General features: G+C 53.3%; 19 protein-coding genes and 3 pseudogenes. 11 read left to right on the top strand and 11 right to left on the bottom strand.

Annotated elements, in window-relative coordinates:
* Complete coding sequence (locus DEP07_RS12145; protein ID WP_287102529.1) at positions 1 to 846, bottom strand: SDR family NAD(P)-dependent oxidoreductase; 846 nt, start codon at positions 844 to 846, stop codon at positions 1 to 3.
* Between the two features lie 391 nt (positions 847 to 1,237).
* Between DEP07_RS12145 and DEP07_RS12140 the strand changes: the two genes are divergently transcribed.
* The 8 genes from DEP07_RS12140 (at position 1,238) to DEP07_RS12105 (ending at position 9,876) form a co-directional block, all read left to right on the top strand.
* Positions 1,238 to 2,023 (top strand): Crp/Fnr family transcriptional regulator, encoded by a 786-nt coding sequence (locus DEP07_RS12140; RefSeq protein WP_280648129.1) that lies wholly within the window; start codon positions 1,238 to 1,240, stop codon positions 2,021 to 2,023.
* A 29-nt stretch (positions 2,024 to 2,052) separates the two neighbouring features.
* The gene (locus tag DEP07_RS12135) at positions 2,053 to 2,832 is read left to right on the top strand and encodes a class I SAM-dependent methyltransferase (protein ID WP_280648128.1); all 780 of its coding nucleotides are present in this window, start codon (positions 2,053 to 2,055) and stop codon (positions 2,830 to 2,832) included.
* Between the two features lie 20 nt (positions 2,833 to 2,852).
* The gene (locus tag DEP07_RS12130; protein ID WP_217021897.1) at positions 2,853 to 3,575 is read left to right on the top strand and encodes an ABC transporter ATP-binding protein; all 723 of its coding nucleotides are present in this window, start codon (positions 2,853 to 2,855) and stop codon (positions 3,573 to 3,575) included.
* 4 nt (positions 3,576 to 3,579) lie between these two features.
* Entirely contained in the window at positions 3,580 to 4,668 is a 1,089-nt protein-coding gene (locus DEP07_RS12125) for an ABC transporter substrate-binding protein (protein ID WP_281869015.1), read from the top strand.
* Entirely contained in the window at positions 4,643 to 5,413 is a 771-nt protein-coding gene (locus tag DEP07_RS12120) for an ABC transporter permease (RefSeq protein ID WP_281869014.1), read from the top strand. Before DEP07_RS12125 ends, DEP07_RS12120 begins: the two co-directional genes overlap by 26 nt.
* A 6-nt stretch (positions 5,414 to 5,419) precedes the next feature.
* Positions 5,420 to 5,725: an AraC family ligand binding domain-containing protein gene (locus DEP07_RS12115; RefSeq protein ID WP_122962964.1), complete on the top strand. Its 306-nt coding sequence runs from the start codon at positions 5,420 to 5,422 to the stop codon at positions 5,723 to 5,725.
* A gap of 181 nt (positions 5,726 to 5,906) precedes the next feature.
* Positions 5,907 to 9,032, top strand: coding sequence for a GNAT family N-acetyltransferase (locus DEP07_RS12110; RefSeq protein ID WP_281869013.1), 3,126 nt, complete (start codon positions 5,907 to 5,909; stop codon positions 9,030 to 9,032).
* The gene (locus tag DEP07_RS12105; RefSeq protein WP_122962962.1) at positions 9,019 to 9,876 is read left to right on the top strand and encodes an amidohydrolase family protein; all 858 of its coding nucleotides are present in this window, start codon (positions 9,019 to 9,021) and stop codon (positions 9,874 to 9,876) included. Before DEP07_RS12110 ends, DEP07_RS12105 begins: the two co-directional genes overlap by 14 nt.
* A gap of 205 nt (positions 9,877 to 10,081) precedes the next feature.
* On the opposite strand, the gene DEP07_RS12100 is transcribed toward DEP07_RS12105, so the two are convergent.
* The 10 genes and pseudogenes from DEP07_RS12100 to DEP07_RS12055 form a co-directional block, all read right to left on the bottom strand.
* Positions 10,082 to 11,059, bottom strand: coding sequence for an iron-hydroxamate ABC transporter substrate-binding protein (locus tag DEP07_RS12100; protein ID WP_122962961.1), 978 nt, complete (start codon positions 11,057 to 11,059; stop codon positions 10,082 to 10,084).
* A 260-nt stretch (positions 11,060 to 11,319) separates the two neighbouring features.
* Positions 11,320 to 12,258 carry an NAD(P)-dependent alcohol dehydrogenase gene (locus DEP07_RS12095; protein ID WP_287102528.1) on the bottom strand — a complete coding sequence of 313 codons (939 nt, stop codon included), beginning with the start codon at positions 12,256 to 12,258 and terminating at the stop codon, positions 11,320 to 11,322.
* A 111-nt stretch (positions 12,259 to 12,369) separates the two neighbouring features.
* Positions 12,370 to 15,015: a LuxR C-terminal-related transcriptional regulator gene (locus DEP07_RS12090; RefSeq protein WP_287102534.1), complete on the bottom strand. Its 2,646-nt coding sequence runs from the start codon at positions 15,013 to 15,015 to the stop codon at positions 12,370 to 12,372.
* Positions 15,006 to 15,776: a DUF4253 domain-containing protein gene (locus DEP07_RS12085; RefSeq protein WP_173596105.1), complete on the bottom strand. Its 771-nt coding sequence runs from the start codon at positions 15,774 to 15,776 to the stop codon at positions 15,006 to 15,008. Before DEP07_RS12085 ends, DEP07_RS12090 begins: the two co-directional genes overlap by 10 nt.
* A 195-nt stretch (positions 15,777 to 15,971) precedes the next feature.
* Positions 15,972 to 17,231: a tyrosine--tRNA ligase gene (gene tyrS / locus DEP07_RS12080; RefSeq protein WP_122963254.1), complete on the bottom strand. Its 1,260-nt coding sequence runs from the start codon at positions 17,229 to 17,231 to the stop codon at positions 15,972 to 15,974.
* Between the two features lie 382 nt (positions 17,232 to 17,613).
* Positions 17,614 to 17,718: pseudogene (locus DEP07_RS12075) on the bottom strand (formylglycine-generating enzyme family protein); the annotation flags it as partial.
* A gap of 38 nt (positions 17,719 to 17,756) precedes the next feature.
* Positions 17,757 to 18,125, bottom strand: a complete 369-nt coding sequence (locus DEP07_RS12070) for a DUF4180 domain-containing protein (RefSeq protein WP_122962957.1) — start codon at positions 18,123 to 18,125, stop codon at positions 17,757 to 17,759.
* Between the two features lie 27 nt (positions 18,126 to 18,152).
* Positions 18,153 to 18,314 (bottom strand): annotated as a pseudogene (locus tag DEP07_RS12065) (TetR/AcrR family transcriptional regulator); the annotation flags it as partial.
* Positions 18,315 to 18,401: 87 nt separating this feature from the next.
* A complete protein-coding gene (locus tag DEP07_RS12060) occupies positions 18,402 to 19,709 on the bottom strand; it encodes an NtaA/DmoA family FMN-dependent monooxygenase (protein ID WP_122962956.1) in 1,308 nt (435 codons plus the stop codon).
* Positions 19,710 to 19,997: 288 nt separating this feature from the next.
* On the bottom strand, positions 19,998 to 20,840 hold the full coding sequence (locus tag DEP07_RS12055) for an AraC family transcriptional regulator (protein ID WP_122962955.1): 843 nt from the start codon (positions 20,838 to 20,840) through the stop codon (positions 19,998 to 20,000).
* 210 nt (positions 20,841 to 21,050) lie between these two features.
* Between DEP07_RS12055 and DEP07_RS12050 the strand changes: the two genes are divergently transcribed.
* The 3 genes and pseudogenes from DEP07_RS12050 (at position 21,051) to DEP07_RS12040 (ending at position 22,824) form a co-directional block, all read left to right on the top strand.
* Entirely contained in the window at positions 21,051 to 21,581 is a 531-nt protein-coding gene (locus DEP07_RS12050; protein ID WP_063229229.1) for an ECF transporter S component, read from the top strand.
* Between the two features lie 251 nt (positions 21,582 to 21,832).
* A pseudogene (locus DEP07_RS12045) lies at positions 21,833 to 22,151 on the top strand (hypothetical protein); the annotation flags it as partial.
* Positions 22,152 to 22,266: 115 nt separating this feature from the next.
* Positions 22,267 to 22,824 carry a hypothetical protein gene (locus DEP07_RS12040; protein ID WP_287102527.1) on the top strand — a complete coding sequence of 186 codons (558 nt, stop codon included), beginning with the start codon at positions 22,267 to 22,269 and terminating at the stop codon, positions 22,822 to 22,824.
* Positions 22,825 to 22,948: the final 124 nt, after the last annotated feature.

Genomic DNA, 22,948 nt, shown 5'->3' with positions numbered 1-22,948 from the left:
TCATTTCCCCCTTTTGCGTAGCCAGCGAGGAAGCAATCGCTCCCATAGCCCTCTGCCAAACAAGGAAGCCAGCTCGCCCCCCAAAAGCCACCACGGGCGGATCGTGGTCCGTTTCGTGTACAGCGATTTGGCGATGAGCCTCGCAGCGTGCTCTGCGCTCATGGCTGGCATGCTCCGATAGGCAGCCGTGGGCAAAATCATCGGCGTTCTCACCAGCGGCAAGTAAATCGATGTCGTGGCAATCCCCTTCGCGCTCCACTCCGGCGCAGCCGAGCGAAACCAGGTGTCGAACGCGGCTTTCGAAGCTTGATACGCCGCCCAGTAAGGCAACGGGAGCAACGATGTGTTGATCGTGGAGACGTTTACGATCTGCCCTTTGTTTCGGGCGAGCTGCTCAGTAAGCGACAACAAGATTTTAACCGGAGCAAAATAATTGATCGCCATCGTCCGGGTAAAATCGTGATAGCGCTCCAGAGAGTCCATGATCGGTCGCCGGATGGACAAGCCTGCATTGCTGATCACGATGTCGATCCCGCCAGGCTGCTCGTGCAAAAACGCAAGAAATGCCTCCAACTGAGCCGGATCGCGCAGATCGGCCCCGCACACACTGACTCTCGCCCCGTCTCGCTCGATTTCAGCTTTGATCTGGCGCAGCTTTTCCTCTCTTCTCGCCACCAGCAGCAAGTGCACTTGGCAACGCCCCAGCACATATGCCAGCTGCTCCCCGATTCCCGAGCTGGCCCCGGTAATGAGAATCGTCTTGCCCGCAACAGCCGCCGCGAGCTTGCCCTCATCCAGAGCCGTTGGCCAAAACAGCATGTTTTCCCACAACGTATAGGCAGGCATCCGCATCGTCCTTTTTTCTGTGAAAAACGTCTCGCCGTTTTTCATGAAATGGGATGTGACCGCTTGCGGTCAACAAAACGGTCATGACCGTTTTGGTTAGTCGTCCATTCTCCTTTATTTTCCTCGACCTAGCCCGCAGAAACAAGAATGAGATAAATTCTCAACTGTGATATTGGTCACAAGGCATCGCTCTGCACATGTTTTATACTGGGCTCGTAATCAATCAACTACCTGCTCCCATTAAAACGCGTGAAAGGTTGTGAAAGTGCGCCTCAGTGCGATTGCTCTGGCCTTTGCTTCCTTTTCTCATTTTTTTCCGTTCACACAATGCTATAATTGAGAATGATTATTATACTCAATTATAACAATGCGAGAAAAGGAGTGCATTCCTATGCTGTCTACTGGCCCGATCTCCTCCGTTTTGCGTTGCTTTCATTTGTTTCGCAATTTGTCCGAGCATGAGCTGGAAGCTGTTGCGGCTACGTGCAAATCCGGTGAATTTGCAAGAGGCGACTACCTTTTCTATCAATCGGAAGAAATCTTGCAAGTGTACTTCGTCATTTCCGGCCGAGTCCGTCTGTTCAGCACGAGTGAAGATGGAAAAGAACAAACTTTCCTGCTTGCCGATCAGGGCGACATGTTCCCTCACCTCGGATTTTTTCGCACAGACAGCTATCCGCACCACGCCGTCGCGCTGGATGACGTCCATTGCCTCGTCATTCCCGTGCGCACTTTCGAACAGCTGCTGCTCGCTCATCCCGCCATCAGCTTCAAAATCATGCAAGTGCTGGCGGACAAAATTATCGATCTGCAGCAGCGTCTGGAAGACAAGACGTTTTATCCGGTGGAAAGCCAGCTCGTGTCTTTGTTGCTGCGCCTGAGCGAGACACACGCAGCCAGGCTCGACGCAGAATGGCTCCGCTTTTCCACGACTTTTACCAACAGCGAGCTGGCCGGGATGCTCGGCACGACGCGCGAGACGGTCAACCGCACGATCCAGAAGCTGAAAAAGCAGCAAGCGGTCGTGATGGCCCCGGGCGGCAGCATGCACATTCACCTGGAAAAGCTGAGAAGCTTGCTTCCTGACACGCCTGTTGTGCCGATCGATCCCCAAAAAGACCATTTTATCCGCACTCACGCCCAGACATGTTGCGTCAGAGGCTGCCATGAGGTGTGAACGTGCGATCATGAGAAAGGATGTTTGACATGACCGAAAAAGCAAGCCGCAAGCCTACTCACCTGTTTCTCGCTTCCCTTGGGAAAACCCGGCTGCGTCCGGGCGGAAAAGAAGCGACCGAGCGCATTTTGCAAGCATGCCGCCTCACCGCCGATACGAACGTGCTGGAAGTAGCGCCAAACATGGGCACGACCGCCATTCAGATCGCCAAGGAGTACGGTTGCCAGGTGACCGGAATTGATATTCACCAGCCGAGCGTCGAGCGGGCGCAGGAAAATATTCGCCAGCACGGACTGGAAGACCGCGTCCAGATTGCATATGGCAATGCATTGGAGCTGCCTTTTGCCGCTGAAACGTTTGACGTGGTGATCAATGAAGCGATGCTCAGCATGCTGCCGCTGGAACAGAAAAAGCAGGCGATCGCGGAATATTTTCGCGTCTTGAAGCCGGGCGGCAGACTGGCGACCCACGATTTGCTGCTGCGCAAGGACCCGGAAACGCCGGAAGTGCAGGAGCGCCTGGCTGCTTTGCGCCAACTGCTCGCGGTCAATGCCCAGCCGATGACCGAAGCGAACTGGCGCGGTTTGTTCGAACAGGCTGCCTTCCGCCAAGTCGATTGCCAGACAGGAAAAATGTCGCTTCTGTCGCTGAAAGGTTTGCTCACAGACGAAGGCTGGGAAGGAACGATCCAACTTTTGACCAATGCGTGCAAAAACCCAGCGGATCAAGCCCATTTGTTTGAACTGATTCGTACATTCGATGCCAACGACGACCTGTACGGACACATCACCTTTACGGTCGTGAAATAACAAAGTCAGGAGGCGAGCCGATGGAAGCCTTGCTGGAATTTGCCTCCGTCACGAAGTCGTTCAACGGGACGACTGTACTCGCTGGCTTTTCCTTCTCTCTCGCGGCGGGAGAGGTCGTCGCCATCCTCGGCCCTTCCGGCTGCGGCAAAACAACGATTCTCAACATGGCAGCCGGATTGATCAGGCAGACTTCCGGAACGGTGACCGTCCGCACGGAACAGCTCGGCTATGTCTTTCAGGAGCCGCGGCTGATTCCGTGGAAAACGGTCACGGACAACATTCGTTTTGTGCTCGGCCGCATGGACCAAGACACGATGAACGAAAAAGTGACGACGGTGTTGCAAAAAGTCGGGCTGTTCCATGCCCGCGACTACTATCCGAAGCAGCTCTCCGGCGGGATGAAGCAACGCGTATCCATCGCACGCGCGCTGGTCACAGACCCGAAAATGATGCTGATGGACGAGCCTTTTTCCGCGCTCGATCTCGCCCTCAAGCGCGAGCTGCAACAAGATGTCATCCGTTTGATCGAGGAACGCCGCATCGGAATGGTCTATGTGACACACGATCCGGGAGAAGCAGCCCGCCTGGCTGACCGCGTCCTGTTGTTCAGCAAAAGCAACAACCTTGCAATGGCGGCAACAGTCATCCGGGAATACCCCCTCCCCGGACAAAGAGCAGGCAGGAGCGAGGATCAGATTCAACAAATCAAAGCCGTGCTGCACCAGCACCTGACAGGAGGATAGACAAGTGTCACGCACATCCAAAACCAGCTACATCATGATGTCCCTGATTGTCGCCATCACCAGCGCCCTGATCGGCTGCTCCGCTCAAACGAATCAGGCTGCCACCTCAAGCCAACAATCAGCCGCTGAGCAACAGCAACCAGCCGCGACTGCGCAAGCGACGAGCACGCAAGAGGTGAAAAAACGCGAGCATTTGACCATTCAGGCACCAGTGGGAATCTCGCTGTCTTCTCCTATCTATAAAATGATCGAGGACAAATCGCTCAGCCCGTTCGCCGAAAACGTTGAGTACAAGCCGTGGAAAACACCGGATGAGCTGCGCGCCCGAATCAGCAGCGGCCAGGCCGAAGTATCCGCCGTACCTACTTATGTCGGCGCCAATCTGTACAACCGGGGAATGGATGTCAAGCTGATCAATACGCTGATCTGGGGCATCCTCTATATGATCGGCCCCGACGGTGAGTCAGTCAGTTGGGACAGCCTGCGCGGGCAGACCGTTCACGTTCCGTTTAAAGGCGATATGCCCGATCTCGTCTTCCGCTACTTGCTGAAAAAAAACAATCTCGACCCGACCAAAGATGTCAAAATCGAATACGTCAGCGCGCCGCAGGAGCTGGTCGGCTTGCTCGTCGCAGGCAAGGCGAAGTACGCCATCTTGCCGGAGCATATGGCGACCATGTCTGTGATGCAAGGCAACAAGGCAGGCAAAAAACTGGGCAAAGTCATGAGCTTGCAAGCCGAATGGGCGAAAGCGACAGGCAAATCGCCGCGCATCCCGCAAGCTGGTATCCTCGTCTCAGGCGAACTGATCGCCAAGCATCCTGAACTGGTGGCGGAACTGCAAAAACAGTTTGAGCAATCCGTCCAGTTCCTGAACGAGCAGCCAAAAGACGCTGCCGCGATGATCGCGAAATACCAGGACGGGCTGACCCCGCCAATCATTGAAAGTGTCATTCCTTCCTTGAACTTGCAGTTCGTCTCGGCCAAGGACGCCAAGGAAGAACTGGAATTTTTCTTCACCGAGCTCTCCACTCTGTCCCCGGAGATTATTGGGGGGAAATTGCCGGATGCAGGATTCTACTACGCTCCGTAATCGCCGCCTGCTCGTACAGGGCGTGACAATCCTGATCCTGCTCGCCATTTGGCAAGGCTTATCGATGTCCTTGCCCTCTATCCTGTTCGCTTCACCACTGGACACCGCAGCCGCTTTCGTTCGGATGGTCGAGAGCGGGGAGTTCACCGAGCAGTTGCTCCAGTCCGCATCCCGCATGTTTATCGGACTTTTTAGCGGAATGATAGTCGCGATTTGCTGCGGGCTTGTCGCAGGACGTTCTCCCGTCCTGTACGATGCGATGCGTCCGGTTCAGTCGATGCTCATGGGGATTCCGCCGATCATCGTCGTCGTCCTGGCGATGGTCTGGTTCGGCACAGGCTCGATGGTTCCCGTGTTTGTCGTCGCTGTGCTCGTTTTCCCCGGCATTTACTTGAATACGGCGGACGGCTGGCGCAATATCGACCGCCAGCTGCTGGAAATGGCGGCGATCTACAAAAGCACTCCGTGGCACACGTTGAGACACATCATTTTGCCCGGACTTGCCGTGCCGATTTTCACTGCGATCTCGCTTGCGACTGGCTCTGCCGTACGCATCACGATCATGGCAGAGCTGCTCGGCACAGATGCGGGAATCGGCTATTCGCTCGCCTTTGCCAGAGTCAACATCGATACGGCAAAAGTGTTCGCCTGGACGCTCGTCAGTATTTTCATCATCATCCTGCTGGACCATCTTGTCATATCTCCGCTGCGGAAATTTATTCTGCGCTGGAACCGTGAGGAGTGATCATTAATGCAAACGTTCGACCTGAAAAACTATTTGGAGTCCGCGCCCAAGCATATTGGCGCGTTGATGGGCTTTGAACGCACCAAAGTGCTGCAACTGCAATTACGCGCTGGCAGCTTTATCCCGGAACACGACACAGACGCCGACGTGTTGATTCTCGTGCAAAAAGGCAAAGCGGTCTTTGACTTTTCCGGGAAGCAGATCGAGCTTGATCCACAGTCGCTTTTGTACATGCTGCCAGCGGAGAAGCACAGTGTGCGCGCTTTGGATGAAGACGTGGAAATGGTCGTCATCCGCATCGAGCGTGCGTAAGTGCACACATTCGGTTGCCACAAGTGAACAGTGAAAAAGCCGGTATCGTTTGAGTTTGACCGGGCGATACTGGCTTTTCGCGTTGACAAGAAAAAACTGCCAGAACGAGAAACCGATGCTATCTTCAAACGTATCTCTATTAATAGGCAAAAACTGACATGAGATCGAGGTGCAAGCAAACATGGAATCTATCTCTATCGTTCTCTACCGACCGGAGCTGGCTGCGGCTGTCGCTGATATGTGGAACGCCAGCCGAGACAGCTGGGGAGGCGGCAATTCGATTACGACAGCGGAACAAATCAGACAGGAAGAAGCTCGCTCCGACGCGCTTGCTGTGTACCTCGCAATGGACGGCGAATCGGTAGTCGGCTATTGCAGCCTGGCGGAATACAGGGAAGATACGGGCGCCCTCTACATCCCCCTGCTCAACGTTCGTCCTGACTATCACGGAAAAAAAGTAGGCCGCATGTTGCTTGCCCGCGCCCTGGACCAGACTGTCCAGCTTGGTTGGCCGCGGCTTGACCTGTACACATGGGCTGGCAACACGAAGGCGGTTCCTTTGTATAAAAAATTCGGTTTTTTCTGGGAAGACCGGGATGACTCGACGCACTTGATGAACATGATGCCCACTGTCCTGCGCACAGAAGCTATCGCGCATTATTTCGATACGCTGGACTGGTACCAGGATTCCACAAGACAAATTGTGGTCGAGCCGGATGGACGAAAAGAAAACGGCTTTGATTACTTCACCTACTCCTGGAAAAAAGCCGACCTGAGCTTGCGCGTGGAGTTTGAACGGCGCGGCCGCGGGCTGCGCCTGATCGAAACGGAAGACTACTTGCTGTCCGCCGAGGTCGAGCAGCTGGAGCTGGTCTTCGGCCGCGACTACCAGATTCACTACCGGATCGTCAATAAATCGGGCAAGCCGTTGCAGCTTTCCTTGACGGGAGAGTCGAATGAAAACATTCAGTTTGACTACCAGCAGGAGCTGTCCGTCACGGACGAAACGAGCTTGTCTGCAAGCTTTACGGTCGGAGCAATCACGGAAGAGCAAAGCATTTGGCGCACGCATCCAAGAGTTTGCACACACATTCAAATCAACGGCAAAAAGGCGCTGTTCCAGGTCGGCATCTTGCCCAAATTCCCTGCTTCGCTCACCATGCACGTTCCTGGTCTGACTTATCCGGGTCAAACTGCACACTATTATTTGGACATGGAAAACAACTTTTCCGAAGAAGCACAGTTTTCTTTTGAACTGGCTGACTCGCCATTCTTGCGCTTCCACGAACACAGCCATTCGCTGCGGTTGTCCGGCAAAGAACGCGTCTCGCTTCCGCTTCGCGCCGATCTGATCGACCACGGATTTTACAGCGCCGATGTGCAAATCGTGGGGCAGCTTGCAGACGGCAAGCAAGTCTCCTTCGTGAAAAAGCTTGGCGCTGCCTTTACCGGATTGGGAGCGCTCCTGGCAGGCGAAACAGAATTGACGTGGCAAGTGCATCACGGCCGCCATACGCTCACCTTGAACAAGGACGACAACGAACTCACCATTTCCGGCGGAAACGGCGGAGCGCCGACGTACATCGCCTATCCGAAGCTTGGCAAGCCGTATTCCAGCGAGTTTTCCAAAAAGCGCGCGGAGCACGTCGACTTCTTTTCCGAAAAAGGCGCCATCGGTATTCGCGCCGCTTACCGTTCCGATGCCTACCCTGCTCTTTCGCTGATCAGCAAAACGCTGCTGCACGGCGATGGCACCGTTGAACACACGCTGGATATAACCAACACTTCCACGGAAAAACTGGCTGCTGAGCTATGGCTGACACAAAGCCTCATCCACTCGATCCAGCACCCGATCTTGCCCTATCAAGGCCGCTATGTAGACGTTCCCACTTCTTACGGCAGCGACCTGGAATATTGGGACGGCAAGCTGCTCAGTGAAAACTGGCTGTTTTCCCGGGAAGATGCAGCCCCGTGGGGATTGTGCTGGCCGCCATCTTGCCAGATGGATATTCAAGGCTGGCAAATCGCCCTGGAATCGTGCATCGGAGAGCTGGAGCCGCAGAGCAGCGCGACGTTCGGCCCGATATGCGTGGCGCATGGAGCGTATACGGACTGGAAAGAATTTCGCGCTTTTGCCCGAAAAGAAGCTTTGGCCAAAGACTTGTCGCTGACCCCTCAACTGGAGCTGATTGCCAACGCTCACAATCCATTTTTGGCAAACGGCGAAGTGAAAGTTGAGGTAAAAGAATACAAACAGCAGTACCTGGACGGGGAACTGACGGCCTCGCTTGCGGACGGAGAAGCTCTGGGACAGACGCAACGCTTCACGGAAGAAGCCGAGGAACAGGAAGCGCACTTCGCTTTGCCTGCTTCGGCCAAAGCGTATGAGCTGGTTCGTGTGGACGGTCAGTTCGCTACCCACGACATTTGCTTGCAAAGCGCCCTTTTCCCGGTTCAACCAGGCTCCATCTCCATGGAAGTGACCGAAGAGCAAGGCCAGCAAGTCTACAGCGCAGACAACGGCTCCATCCGCATCAAAGCAGCACCGGATTTTTACCCGTCGCTGTTCTCGCTCGTTTCGGGCGGACAGGAATGGCTGGCCAGCTCTTTCCCGCAGCGGCAACCGAAATCGTGGTGGAATCCGTGGACAGGCGGCATCGGCAACCATATCGAAGAACTGAGCGCTTTTTCACTGGTTAAAGAAGAAAGAAGCGCCGCCTTCGTCCAGCTGACCGACAATCGCCAGAACGTCTGGCAAGGCATCAAGCTCAGCTATCACGTCAAAAAACAGGAGAAGTATCGCGGCCTCACCTGCCACCAATATTTTCTTTTGCTGCCGGGCGTCCCGCTCCTTTGCCATACGGTCGAAATCGTGCAAAAAACCGGAACGTACTTTGCCCACAAAAGCTTTGCGACCGAAGTCTTTTTGCAGACAGAAGCGGCTGACGAAACGGTTTGGCTGAAAACAGCGGGGAAACACGGGGAGCCGCTGACCTACAAGCTGGCGCAGGGAGATTTGACTGTAACGGAACAATCCGACTATACGTTTGGCGCAGCTTCCCGCGCCGAGCAGCTCACGATCTTCACCGATCTGGGCACCGCAGATGTCGAAGTGTACGCCAACAAGGAAATCGCGATGACCACCATCCTGCGCGAACTGAACTTGCCGGACAACAGCACGAGCTTTACACCGCCTGTCTTTTTCCTGTTTGCCGACAAAGAGCTGCCTGCCGATTCCTTGGCGGCTTTGCGGGCGATCCGGTTTACCAGCGAAGGCGAAGGGGGAAATTCAGATGAAGATCATTGATGCGCACATGCATTTATCGCATATCGAAGAATTTAAGCGGACCGCCGCGGAGAAGTCGTTTGTCGACTACTCTGTCCAAGGCATTTTGCAGGAATATAAGGACAACGGAGTCGTCCTCGGAATCGGCATGGGCTTGACGGAAACAAAGCAGGACGGCTTTCCCGATTACGAAGCGATCACGCCGATGGGTCTGGACTTGACCGCTGAACTGCCACCGCAGCTCGTCTACTGCCTGGGGATCAATCCGTACACGCTGGACGATGCGGCGGTTGCTCGCCTGGAGCAAGACTTGCAACACCCCCAGGCGGTCGGCTTGAAAATTTATCTCGGCTACTATCCGTTCTACGCCTACGACAGCGTCTACGATCCGGTCTATGCGCTCGCCGCCAAATACGGGGTGCCGGTTGTTTTCCATACGGGTGACACTTACTCGGAGCGAGGTCTGCTCAAGTATTCGCATCCGCTCACTCTCGACGAGGTAGCGGTGAAGCATCGGGACGTGAACTTCATGATGGCCCATTTCGGTGACCCGTGGGTGCTGGATGGCGCAGAAGTCGTGTACAAAAACCGCAACATGTTTGCCGACCTGTCCGGCTTGATGGTCGGTGACGCAGACAACTGCCGCAGACTGGCCGAATCGCCGCTGTTCTTCGCTCATCTGCGCCATGCGATTACGTACTGCGATCATTATGACAAATTTTTGTTCGGTACCGACTGGCCGCTCGCCCCTGTGAAGTCGTACATCCAGTTTGTGCAGGAGCTGATTCCGGCTGAGTATCATGCGGATGTGTTTTACAAGACGGCGTTGAAGGTGTTTCCGAAGGTGCGGGCTTTTGTCGAGTAGTAAACTGCAATGAATTTCCTTTCACGTCCATCAAAAAAATCCCACATGTCTGCGCTCATTCGCGTGAAGACACATGGGATTTTTCTTTTGCCAGAAGGCGTTTGCCGTGTTCTTTGACGGTATTGCGTCCCCAGCATGCTCCCACAAAAAAAACGCCTGGTTCCCCAGACGTTCTCGTTATTTTTTCGTATGCAGCTGCCTCTCGTTACGACTGGGAGAGAAAGCCTTCCTTGAAGATTTTCAGCAAATATTCCAGCGTAATCGGGTCGCTGTACGTCGATGCTTCCATGTCGATCACGATCACATGGTTATTTTTCACAGCGGGAATCTTTTTCCACGTCTCCGAGGTCAGGAACGGATTTTCTCCGCCCTTGCGCTGGCTGAGCACGATGTAGTCTCCAGCGTACTCCGGAATCACTTCCAAAGAAAGCGTGTAGTAGCCAGGGCCAAGTGCGTCTTTCTTGACTTTTTCCGGCATGGCGAGGCCCATTGCCTGATACAAGATTTCCGTTCCGCGAGCCCAGTTGTTGCCGAAGACGTAAAAGTCTTTCGTATCATGCTCGAACACGGAGACGGTCGTATCCTTGCCGATTTTCGCCTTGATTTCTTCGCCAGCAGCTTGCGCGCGCTTCGTGAAATCGTCGATCCACGCTTGCGCCTCTTTTTCCTTGTTCAAAAGCTTGCCAATCTCGCGTTGCTGCGCCAGGTAGTCCAGCTTGCCCCACGTGTAGACGACTGTCGGTGCGATTTCCTTCATCTTGTCGAGGTTTTTCATCCACGATCCGGCAATAATCAGGTCGGGCTGGAGAGCCAAAATCTTCTCCATCGTCTCGTCCGATACGACTTCGACATCTTTGACTTTGTCGGTGAACAGTGGATTTTTCTTCGTCCACTCGTCGATCCCGACCAGTGTGCCGCCAAGCGCAACTACGTTAGGTGCGTTGGTCAGGCCCACGATTCTTTTTGGCTGGGCAGGAACCTCAACCGGACCGTTCTCCGACTGGTACGTGATCATTTCAGGTTTGGCCTCAGCATTCGCATTCGGCTTTTCTTCGGTTTTTGTTGCCTGCTGTTGATTTGTCTCACTGCCGCCCGCATTGTTTGGTGTCGGCGTCGATGCATTGCCGCAAGCGCTGACCATCAGCGAAAGCGACATCAGGAAAGGAATGAGCCACTTTTTCATGTTGCAGTCTCCTTTTTGGCAAATAAAAACTTGTAGATGATAATGATAATCATTTCTGACAATTACATACTATAAACAGTTCTCACCTGCCTGTCAATACGGTCACTCTCTTTCCCCTGACATGCTGTTGGAACCGCTTCCACCCATGTGTTGCGGCAAACAATAACGTCATGTCTGCTTGGCTGACCAGAAGCGGTCACATGCCTTTTCGTGAAAAACAACGAGACGTTTTTCCATACAAATACAAAAAAACGGCCTTTTCAGCCGTTGTGTCCGTTCGCGGAGTCATCTGCTACCGTAATGACTACATTTCCTTTTTTGTGCCCCTGCTCTACGTACTCATGTGCCTGCGGAATCTGTTCCAGCGGATAGCGTCTGTCGATGACCGCCCGAAGCTGGCCCGCCTCCATCAGCTCGGTGAGAAGCTGCATGTCTTCCACGCGCACTTTTGCCACTCCTTGCCCTTCCACGGTGAGGTATTTGCCATGGGGAGCCAGCACCTGCTTGCAGCGGGATTTCGCGCATTTTCCTACAGCGTCAAAGACGATGTCGTACTGCTTGCCGGATTGGGCAAAGTTTTCTTTTGTATAGTCGATCACCTCATCCGCACCAAGCTGCCTGACCAGTTCTACATTGGCGGTACTGCACACTCCGGTCACCTCGGCTCCGAAGTATTTGGCGAGCTGCACCGCCGATGTGCCGACCGATCCCGAGGCGCCGTAGATCAAGACTCGTTGCCCGCGCTGCAACTGTCCTTTGCGGAAAAAGTGCAAGGCGGTAGTTCCGCCAAACGGCATCACTGCGGCTTCTTCATAAGTGGCATTAGTCGGCATGAGGGTGACGTTGGCGTCCTCGTGCAAGCATTTGTATTCGGCATACGTGCCAAAGTCCATCTCGGTGATCGCATACACCTTGTCTTTTGGCTTGAAGCGCTTGACTTGCTTGCCGACCGCTTCCACCTCTCCAGCCAGCTCGACGCCCAAAATCGGGTTTCGCGGCTTGTTCCATCCGATCAGCAACCGCATAGGCAGCCAATACAGCAACGGACAGCGAAAAGCGCGCACCCGGCAATCCCCGGAAGTGACCGTGGTCGCATATATTTTCACGAGAATCTCATGCTCTTTCGGAACGGGCTTGGCTACCTCCTGGAGCGAGAGGACATCCGGTGCTCCATAGCTGGTGCAGACGACAGCTCTCATGGGCTTCCTCCTTTTTCCTGTTTGCCATGAGTATAGCCGCTATGAACTGTCTCGCTACAGCTACTAAAGTATGGTTTTGCAAAAACAATCACGGCTGAAAAACAGCACCGCCTACAACAGTCCAAGCTCGCGTGCCCGCGCGACTGCCTCCGTGCGCCGCTTCACTTGCAGCTTTTCAAAAATGACCCGGTTGTGCCCTTTTACAGTCGGCAACGCAATAAACAGCCTTTCACTGATCTGCTGGTTGGAAAAGCCTTGGGCAATCAGGCGGAGCACTTCCAGCTCGCGATTGCTCAACGGCTCGATCAGAGACTCGGCTTGCTGCGCTTGCGCTGGCTGACCCGTCCCGTGTGCTGGCGCCAACTGGTTCATGGCAGCGAGAAGCTTGCCACAATACTCAGACGCCGCTTCGGCTGCTGTCCACTCACGCAACAGCGGCAGGAGCAAAGCAGCTTCATCGACAAACGTCCGCACCAGCCCGCCCGGCTCAGCCAGTGCCAAAGCTTCGCGAAGCAGTTGTACCGCCTGGCGCTTTTCTCCATGCCCAAAAAGCGCGACAGCCAAAAGCAGCTTGGCCTCGATCCGCTCCCGTTCTTGGCGGGTCTGCTCCAGCTCTGCATGCCACGGTTTGAGAATCGCCACGGCTTGGGCGGAATTGCCCTTGGCCAAATACACCCGGGCGCGAGTGCTTGCGAGCTGTCCATTCGCCGTCGCCAGGCGCTCGGCAGCAGCCAGATTGCCTTTATGCAGTTGCACCATGGTCTGGACCGCCAAAAGCTGAGGAAGCTGGACTGCGAAGTTTTGCCGCTGGACCGTGTGATCGCTTTCTGCCAGCATGCGTGCTGCCCCGCTGGCATCGCCTTGGGCAAGCTTTAGCCTGGCTAAAAAAATCTCGCTCTCGACCACGCAATCCGTCTGTTCCAGCTGTTTTGCCCACTTCACGCTCTGACGAGTATGCTCCAACGCTTTTTCCCGTTCATCCCACTCGTAATACAGGCGAGCCAAACCAAGATGCGCCTTGCAAGCTGCCGGCAGCGGCGGATCGCCTGCGAGCTTCAGCACCCGCAGATAGCTTCGCTCCGCCAGGTACAGCCGGGATTCCATCTCCTGAATCATCCCCAGGCCAAGTGTTGCCAGCATGGTAATCAGGACATGGCCGACCCTTTCACTGTTCGCCAAAGCTTGCGTATAAGCCACACTCGCCTCTGCCCATTCGCCCCGAAGCTGGCAGCCGTACCCGCGTGCCCATAGTGTCGCTGTGCGTACAGGCACGTTTTCCGGATGCAAAAGTTCCAGAGCACGGTGCGACTCCGCTACGATCCGCTCCGCGTCGTGCTTGCTCACCGCCAGCGAAGCGCGGATCGCCGCGATATGACCGAGCAAATCGCGGGTCATGTCGCTTTGCTCCACCGCCTGCAACACTTTTTCGGCAGCTTGCAGCTTTGGTTCCACGCCTGTTGTTTTTCCAGTCATCAACAGCGCAGACGCTTGCATCACCCACAAACCGGGCAGCTCGTTCTTTTCCTGCTCGCCCAATGACTCCAGCCATTGCAGAACAGGGGTCACTGCCCCGCGAAAAATCAGGGGCAAGCCAGCACCTTCCGCCAGCCGCGCCGCCCTTTTTGTATCATGAGCGCAAACAGCATGGTGAAACGCCTCAAACGCAAAGCCGTTCGCTTCATACCAGCTGCTTGCGCGAATATGCAAGCTTGCAGCGACGGTTGGATCAAGCCGTTTGCGCAAAAGCTCGGCAAAAAGATGATGGTAGCGATACCAGCGCCGTTCGCTGTCCAAGGCGACAAGAAACAGATTGGCGCGATCAAGCAAGGCCAGCGTCGCTTCGCCAAAGCCAGCCAGGACTGTGTGCTCCCCGTTGCTTAGAACAGCATCGCACAGCGGCCCGCTCATCCGTTCAAGAACAGACGTCTGGAGCAAAAACGACTGGATGCTCTCCGTTTCCTGATTCAACACTTCCTCGACCAAATAGTCCCACACATAAGGATGATTAGGCGGAAAAGACTGAATCAACCGATCCGGCTCGTCTTCCCTGCGCAAAGCAAGCGCCACCAGCTGCAATCCGGCAATCCAGCCTTCTGTGCGTTCTGCCAAAATCCCGACGCTTGTCTCGGAAAGAACCAGCCCCATCCCCTGGCACAAAAATTCGCCGGCTTCCCGCTGGGCAAAGCGCAGATCGCCAGCATGAACTTCCGTCAGCTGATCCTTCGCGCGCATCCTCGCCAAAGGCAACGGCGGCTGCGCGCGGGTCGTGATGACGAGATGAAGTTGCGGCGGCATGCGTTCCAACAGAAAAGCAACCGCCTCATGAATACTCGGAGAGCGGAGAAGATGATAGTCATCCAGAACGAGAACCATCGCCGGGGATAAAGAGTGGAGATCGTGCAACAAAGACAGCAGCATCGCCTCGCTTGGCGAACTTTCCGCAGCCTTGAGCATGGGCAGCAGCCCTTTTCCGACAGACGGCTCAATCGTCTGCATAGCTGCGATCACGCAGCGCAGGAAACGCCCCAGGTCGTCGTCTCCCCCATCGAGCGACAGCCAGGCGACAGAGACGGGAGCATCTGCCAGCCATTCACTGACAAGCGCCGTCTTGCCGTAGCCTGCTGGAGCAGAAATCAGCGTCAGCTTGCGATGCATCCCTTCGCTCAATTTTTCCACGAGCCGCGGGCGTCGGACCGCTTTTGGCCGCGGTTTAGGGATGTACAGCTTTGTCAAAAGAATGTCCTTTTCTAATCCCACCAAAAATACCACACGTCCTGCTTCAGCAAGTAATCGGCGTAATGACCGAGCGTCTGCTGATCGTCCAAAACGTACTGGCAAAAAATAAAATGCTCTTTTGCCAATTGCAGCGCTTCTTCAGCCGTTTGCGGACGCCGCTTCGCTTGCAGCACCCATGTATCGCCTGTCACAGCGAGGATGCTTGCGCCATACTGTTCCTGAAAATGCTTGAAGATGACCGACTGGTACACAGGCAAAGGACATTCGTTGTATCCGCCCATCGGAATCCACAGCGGAGCCTCATGCCCGCGCTCCTGCGGCAAGTTCAGCACGACGAGCGAATCTCCATCCTCGATCCGGTCCTGTGCCCATTCCCGATCGAGCTGAAACGGTTCTGTCGATGCTTCTGTTGCGACCAACTGCTCGTGAACCAGCTCGCTGCCTTCCCACATCGCTGCGTACGCCTGATAACATTCGGAAAAGTTTTTGCCTTGCAGCTGCTTCTCCTCAGCTGGCAAATCAGTGTAGACCAGCCGGGACTCCACGATTTTGCGGAAGGCATCCTCTACGCTCAGGCTGCGGGCTTCTTCCAGCTGCTGCGCGACAAAAGCGGACAACGTTTCTGCTTCCTCGCACACTTCTTCCATCATTTCCAGCAGGTTGTAGCCCGGCAACACCAAAATGCGGTGCTTCCCTTCTGCTTGCAGCGGCAACGCCAATTGTTCTACTGCGACGACTTCTGTTTCGCATTCATCCAAATACTCGACCAATTCTTCAACCATGACCGACACCTCTTTTTCTTCACGCATTCATTCGCTTTATCGATTTATGCAAATGGCTTGTTCGCATTTTTGGAAAAATAAGCCACACCTGTTCATCGTACACCATCTATCCAGAAGAATGTAGAGCTAACCTAAAAAAAGCTTCCCTCGCCAGTCGGGAGGGAAGCTTTCCTTTTTTCGTGCGATTTGCTTGTGTTACGACAGCTTAACCAGGCTGTAGTTTTTCTTGCCTTTGCGGATGATGATGAAGCGTCCGCCGATGGCGAGGTCAGCCGTTACTTCCAGCTCCAGATCGCTCACCTTTTCGCCGTTCATGGAAATCGCGCCTTTGGTAATGTCCTCGCGCGCCTGGCGCTTGGATGGCTCGATGCCCAGCTCTACCAGCCAATCCACGATGTTTTTCGCTTCTTTCGTCGCTTCATAGGTCGGCATTTCTTTGAAGCCTTGCTCGATTTCATCTGCCGTCAACGACTTGATGTCTCCCGTGAACAAGGCAGCTGTAATGCGTTTGGCCTGCTCCAGCAGCTCTTCCCCGTGCACGAATCGGGTCATTTCTTCTGCGAGCATTTTTTGCGCTTCGCGTTTATGCGGTTCGGTCTGGACTTTTTCAGCCAGCTCCTCAATTTGCTCTTTGGACAAGAACGTGAAGTAGTTCAAGTATTTCACAACATCACGGTCATCGGTATTCGCCCAGAACTGGTAAAACTCGAATGGCGTCGTTTTGTTCGGATCGAGCCAGACAGCGCCGCCAGCCGTTTTCCCGAACTTCGTGCCGTCTGCTTTCAGCATCAGCGGAATGGTCAAGCCAAACGCTTTCGCTTCTGGCCCTTCTTTTTTGCGGATCAGATCGAGGCCGCTCGTAATGTTGCCCCATTGGTCCGAACCGCCGATTTGCAGCTGCACGTCTTCGTGTTTGTACAGGTGCAAGTAATCGAGCGATTGCAGGATTTGGTAGGAGAACTCGGTAAAAGAAATACCGCTGTCCAGTCGGCTTGCCACCACGTCTTTGGCGAGCATCGCGTTGATGCTGAAATTTTTCCCGTAGTCGCGCAAAAATTCGATGACGTTGATTTTATGCGTCCAGTCGTAGTTGTTCACCAGGCGGATTTGATTGTCGCCTTCTGTGATGAACAGCTTTTTCATTTGCGCAGTCAGCGCATCCACATTCGCCTGCACTTGCTCCAATGTTTGCAGCGAGCGCTCCGATTGCCGGCCGCTCGGATCGCCGATCGTTCCTGTCGCGCCGCCGATCAAAATAACCGGGCGGTGACCAGCCAACTGGAAGCGTTTCAGCATGATGAATGGGATCAAGTGACCGATATGCATGCTGTCGCCTGTCGGGTCCACGCCACAGTAGAGCGAGATCGATTTTTGCTCGGTCAATTCGCGAAGTCCCTCGGCATCTGTTTGTTGATTGATGGCGCCGCGCCATTCGAGTTCATCAATAATGTTCACAGCCAATTCACTCCCTCAGGTTCGTAGTTCTCCTATACCGGATCAACGTTGTGCGTGACAACAAAAAATCGCCCCTTGTCATATAGACATAGGGACGATTGAATAACCGTGTTACCACCCAGATTGCACCAATGCCGCACACGCCTTCCTTTTGCGCGCCATTCATGCCACTCTCGGCGAGATATCGTTCGCCGCTTCCGCTCAGCATTACCCGAGATACTCCAGAGTTGTAATTCGCTTGCTTGGTGTGTGCCGGGTTTCATCATCCCCCGGCTTTCTGGGACAGGGACCAATCTGCTACTGGGCTCTTTCAACGTATGTCGCATATAAGATTACAGACAGTATAGTGAATTGGAAGATCGGTGTCAACTGGCGTTTGCCCTCACACCGCCCGGGCAAGCCGAAAGCCGAGATCATCGATGCGAAACGTCGGATGACTGCGCCTGCGGCATGTCGCGCCGACACCTCTAGCCGCTTCCGCCCAAGCCTGCCTGCCTGTCATCTGGTTCCCTCCGCTTTCCACTTTTATTTAGCCAAGCTCAGCTTTTCGATCGCCTGCTGCTCAGTCGGCAGGAAAAAGATGTCGTTGCCGTTGTTCGACTCATAGATGAAGTCTTTCAAGCTTTTGCTTGCATACACGGAAAAATCGCCCACGATCGCCAGCTTTGCCTTGTAATTGATGAACTTTTGCAAAATGTCGCCCGCCAGTCGCGTCTTCAGATCGAAAAAACTCTCCGCAAGCATCGTTTTATGAATGACGATGCGGTCGCATTCGGCTTCGTACCATGCCGTCGCGATCAGATCCAGTGCCGCCTGGACATCGGCGATGACGTGTTCCTCGCTTGTTACGACAGCAATATTGACTCCGTTAACGGTGTGCTTGGCAATGTTCATCGTCTACCTCCCTGTTTGATCAGCCACTCATTTGGCATGGGCCTGGAAAAGTCTTTGGACATACTGCTCGCCTATATAGCGATTGTCTTCGCCCTGCGGCGGCACAATCCCCGCCACCCAAAAAAAGCTCAGCCCGACTACCATCGCCATCAGCCCATAAGCGGCCCCCTGAGCATCTTCTTCCGCCAGCTGGCAAAGACTGATTTTTTAGGGAAAAAGAAGGACAGGAGGCGGGGCAGGGTGGCTAAAGCAGTTCATTCCCGGCAACGCACGATTTTATTGGATTCCCAGATGCTCGCGCAAGGTGGCGCCTGCGTATTCCCGCTTGAACAAGCCTTTTTCCACCAGCTTGGGCATCAGTTGTTCGAAAAAGATGTTCATCGATTTTTCCGATCCGCCCGGCAGAGCGATGAACCCGTCAATCGCTCCCGCCTCGTAACGCTCGATAATATCAGCCAGTACATCGTCGACAGTTCCGACAGACACCCAATGCGCCGATCCGACTACCTCAGGGCGTGCCAGCACTTCTTGCAAAGTCGGCTCGTACTTCGTGATAAATCGGCGCAACAGCTCGGCATGTGTCCGGCTGCGGACGGGCAGGTTCGGATCAGGGAGCATGTCAGCTGTTATGCGTTGATCCAGAGCCAGATGGCTTGCTTCCATTCCGAGTACGAATTTCAGCGAAGCCAGCCTGCGCTCCGTGCTCAAATTGGCATGCGCCACTTTATGCAATTCCTCTGCCTCCTCGCGCGTCTCCCCCAAGAAAAAGTACAGGCCCGGCAGCACTTTGACTGCATCCGGATTACGTCCATGCTCCTCCGCCCTTTTGCGCAAGTCGCTTCGCAGTTCGACTCCTGATTCAATATCCGGCATGGCTGCAAAAATCGCATCCGCGACGGAAGAAGCAAAATCACGTCCCGTATCCGACGCACCCGCCTGGAAAAACGGAATCGAGCCGGAGGCATGGGCTGGCATCGTCAGCGGCCCTTTGACACTGAAAAATTCGCCCGAATGGTTGATCGGCGTTACCTTGTCCCGATCGGTAAAAATGCCTGTCTCCCGATCCATGACAATCGCTTCGCGCGGGTAGCTATCCCACAGCTTGCGTACGACCTCGATAAACTCTTTTGCTTTCGCATAGCGCTCTTGCGGTGATGGCATCGGAGCATCGCCGAAGTTCTCGGCCCCTTCAATCGATGTGACGATATTCCAGCCAGCTCGCCCGTTGCTCAGCCAGTGCAACGACTGAAGCTGTCTCGCCACGATGAACGGCGGATTGAATGTGGTGGAGATCGTCGTCACCAACCCGATTCGCTCGGTTTCCCGGGCAATAGCGGAGAACATCAGTGTCGGATCAACGCTGCCAAAGCTGACGGCGTCTCCCAGCATCTGCGGACCGACGTATAAATAATCGGCTTTGAACAAAAAATCGAGCTTGGCTTGCTCGGCCATTTTCGCCAAATCAATATAGTAGTCGATCGTGTCCAGTTTCTCGATATCACTGTCAGGACGCCGCCAGCCTGCCCCTTTCATCCACGTAGTATTAATCGCCAGTCCGATGCACAATTGTCTATTTTCAGCCATACGTATCCACCTCTCCTGGATTGAGATTCGTTTCGCGATTAGGACTTGCCCCGCTCTTCCGTCATGTTGGCAAAAGCGCAAATACGCGCCTTTTTCCAACAATGATAATCATTATCGTTAAATAGTGTAGCAAGGGCAGAAGTAAAAGCAAATGCACAAATCACGAAAACGATATGCAAGATTGTCTAATCCAGTGCTTTTCTTTGAAAAACGTCCCGGCGTTTTCAGCGCAGTTGGTGGGCGGTTTGCAGCTCGCAGCTTGCGGTTTCTTGCAGTCAGCAATCACAGTCATGACTGTCCGACGTCCTTATGACTCTCTTCTTGCTCTCTGTACGCGGAAGGCGACACGCCGAATTTCTTTTTAAACATCCTGCTGAAATAGAGCGGATTGGCATACCCGACACTGACGGCGATATCGCTGATCGGATAGCTGCCTGCTTTCAGTAGCTCGCGCGCTCTCTCCATCCGGTAATGAATCACGTAGTCGATAGGGCGGTATCCTGTGTATTTATGGAAAAAGTAAGAAAATTGCTTGGGGCTCATACCGTGCAACTCAGCCAATTCGCCGAGCGTCAGCGGCTCCATGTAGTGCCCGCTAATGTACGCAATCGCTTCTTCGATTATTTTTTGGCCTGGAGAACGTCCTTCCTCCCGACTCTTGCAGCCCACCAGCACTTGATGCATGATGCCTAAAAACAGCTCTTTGACATGCAGCTTCCCGATCCCGCCTGTAGCGCGGGCTTTTTGCTGGATCATGATGAGCGCTTCAAGCAGCCGGGGATTCGCGCCGGATTCGAGCTTGAAGTGAGTATCCAGTTCAACAGCCGCTGTGTCATTTGCGTGTTTGTTCCACCTGTAAAAGACAATGAAATACTCCAATTCTGACTGACCAATGACCCGCGAGTCCATTTGCATGCCTGGAGCAGCATGAACGACCGTTCCCGGCAACAAATCGTAAGCGGTTCCGTTCACATGCATCTTCGCCTCTCCACGCACAATAAACAGAAATCCGTATTGGACAGTCTTGAAACCGCGCAAAATACTTTTCGGCTGAATGACCAAGCGCTGCACATTGGCTATCTCATAGGAACCGCCGGCGAATATTTCCGCTATCTTGTCCAAATCCATCATGAAAGGAAACCTGCTTTCTGTCCATATCGTGTACCCCTGCTTATTTTATCATAGGATCGGGCCTGATTTTGCCGTAGGAACATCGCATGCGCTCCATCCCCGGGTTTGCCGTACCATCTGGCGCTCCCTGCCCAAATAAATCGCGGGAAGCATATTTATTTAGGAACCGTTTGCGGGTATGATAATAGAAAAAAAGAAAGAGGCTGTTATATGGATTCAACTTACTCACCAAGATCTACTTCGAAAACAAAAATGCTTGTGATTCATGCCCTTTTTATCGCTTTTACCCTCGCAGCTACCATGTTCATCAACATCCGCCTACCGATCATGGGCAACGGCGGCCTGATTCACCTCGGTAACGTGCCTCTTTTTATTGCTGCCTTTGTGTACGGCAGAAAAACGGGAGCGATTGCCGGAGCTTTCGGCATGGGTCTCTTCGACCTGATCTCCGGCTGGACAGCCTGGGCGCCTTTTACGTTCATCATCGTCGGTGCCATGGGTTATGTCGCTGGCCTCATCGGGGAAAAAATGCCTGGCAAACGCACACTGGCTTACTGTGTGGCGATCGCCGTCGCGCTGATTATTAAAATCGTCGGCTACTACTTCGTGGAAGTGATTTTGTATGGCAACTGGATTCAGCCGTTCGGCTCCATCCCTGGGAACTTCCTCCAGGTTATCGTTGCCGGAATTATCGTGCTGCCACTCGTAGGGCGGTTGAAAAAGATTGTGGGACAGGTGTAAGTAGAAAATCACTTTCTCGTAAAACTTGCAAAAGAGCGATTCATGTGATGCCCCAATAGAGCTGTAACTATAAAAATCGCCCAGGAGATTCTGATTCCTAGGCGATTTTTTTTCAAGGATGTGTCTGAAATTCTCGAACGATTCGGTCAGACAAAGGCGATAAATTTGTGCTCGTATGTGTAACGATGGAGCCGGATGGGCTGAGCTGGAGCCGGAGACATCGATGGTACGGCAAAGGGAATACGGCTGTCTTGCGTCATAAGAGCAAACGCCGAGATCCTGTTGAAACACGTGGCCGATTCAACGTAGGGAAGTCCATCCAGCAGCGCCCTAAAGAAGTGAGAAAACGTCTTAGTTTTGGTCACTGGGAACTGGATACGGTTGTTTCCAGTCGGGGAAAAAGTAAAGCATGCGTCGCTAGGTTCGCTGAGCGTAAGACTCGCCTTTGCCAAGGTCTCTGAAGAAGAACTTGCTCAAGCCTTGTATCTCATTAACAACCGACCAAGAAAATGTCCGGGCTGGAAGACGGCTCACGAATCATTCATGGAAGCTCTGTCGCACTTGGCTTGACAATCCGTCCTTTTATAAAGAACACGGATATTTTCCTGAAAAGAAAGTCCTTACTAATAGATTAGCTTCGTCTGCCTCTTATGATGTAGCCTTAAATCTATTAAAAGGTTACGGCGTGAATTGGACTAAAGATCAACTAATTGCTAGACTCGCAACTTTAGGTGCTATCGCATCTCTTGATGGTCCTATTCCTATTGGAGATTTTGTTGCTCTCCTTGCAGGGGCTGTGATCCTTAACCCGAATCTTGACAACTACATTGCAAATTTAGATGAAATTACAAACTATTTAAAATCAGTTTCCCTAAGAAACGCTATTAGTAAAGTCACCGGAGCTGTTTCATTAAGCATTGCAACCAGAAAAGAAATTAAGAAAGGAAAAAAACACTTCGAAGCTTGGCTATCCACTGGTGGATGGGGCGGTATTTTTATTGGACGGTCGATTAGTTTATCTGAAGCGCAAAGTCGGGCTCGAAATGGTTTGGATACATTTAGTGTAAGTAAAGAGAGTGCAAAAAAAGTAGTAAAGCAAACAAACTATTGGTATTATGATGAAGGCGGTCACATTACATTGGGATATCTCGCCAATTTACCTCATTATCATATGACCACTGATGAAGCTCGTCGAAATAAATTGCCTGGTCACCATTTCTTCCCCTACGATCCACTTGATTAATAATTAGTCTGGGACTGGAAACGACATATAAGCTATAAATGTATATGTCGTTTCCGATATTTCACTAAAAAACAGTTGCTTCATTTTTTAACCTCCTATTTCGAACATAGCTAGGTGATAATTT

It is taken from the genome of Brevibacillus sp. (genome assembly GCF_003521185.1).
GTDB classification, from domain to species: Bacteria; Bacillota; Bacilli; order Brevibacillales; family Brevibacillaceae; genus Brevibacillus; species Brevibacillus parabrevis.
Note: the sequence above shows the minus strand (reverse complement) of the source record. Positions and strands in the feature narration are given on the sequence as shown.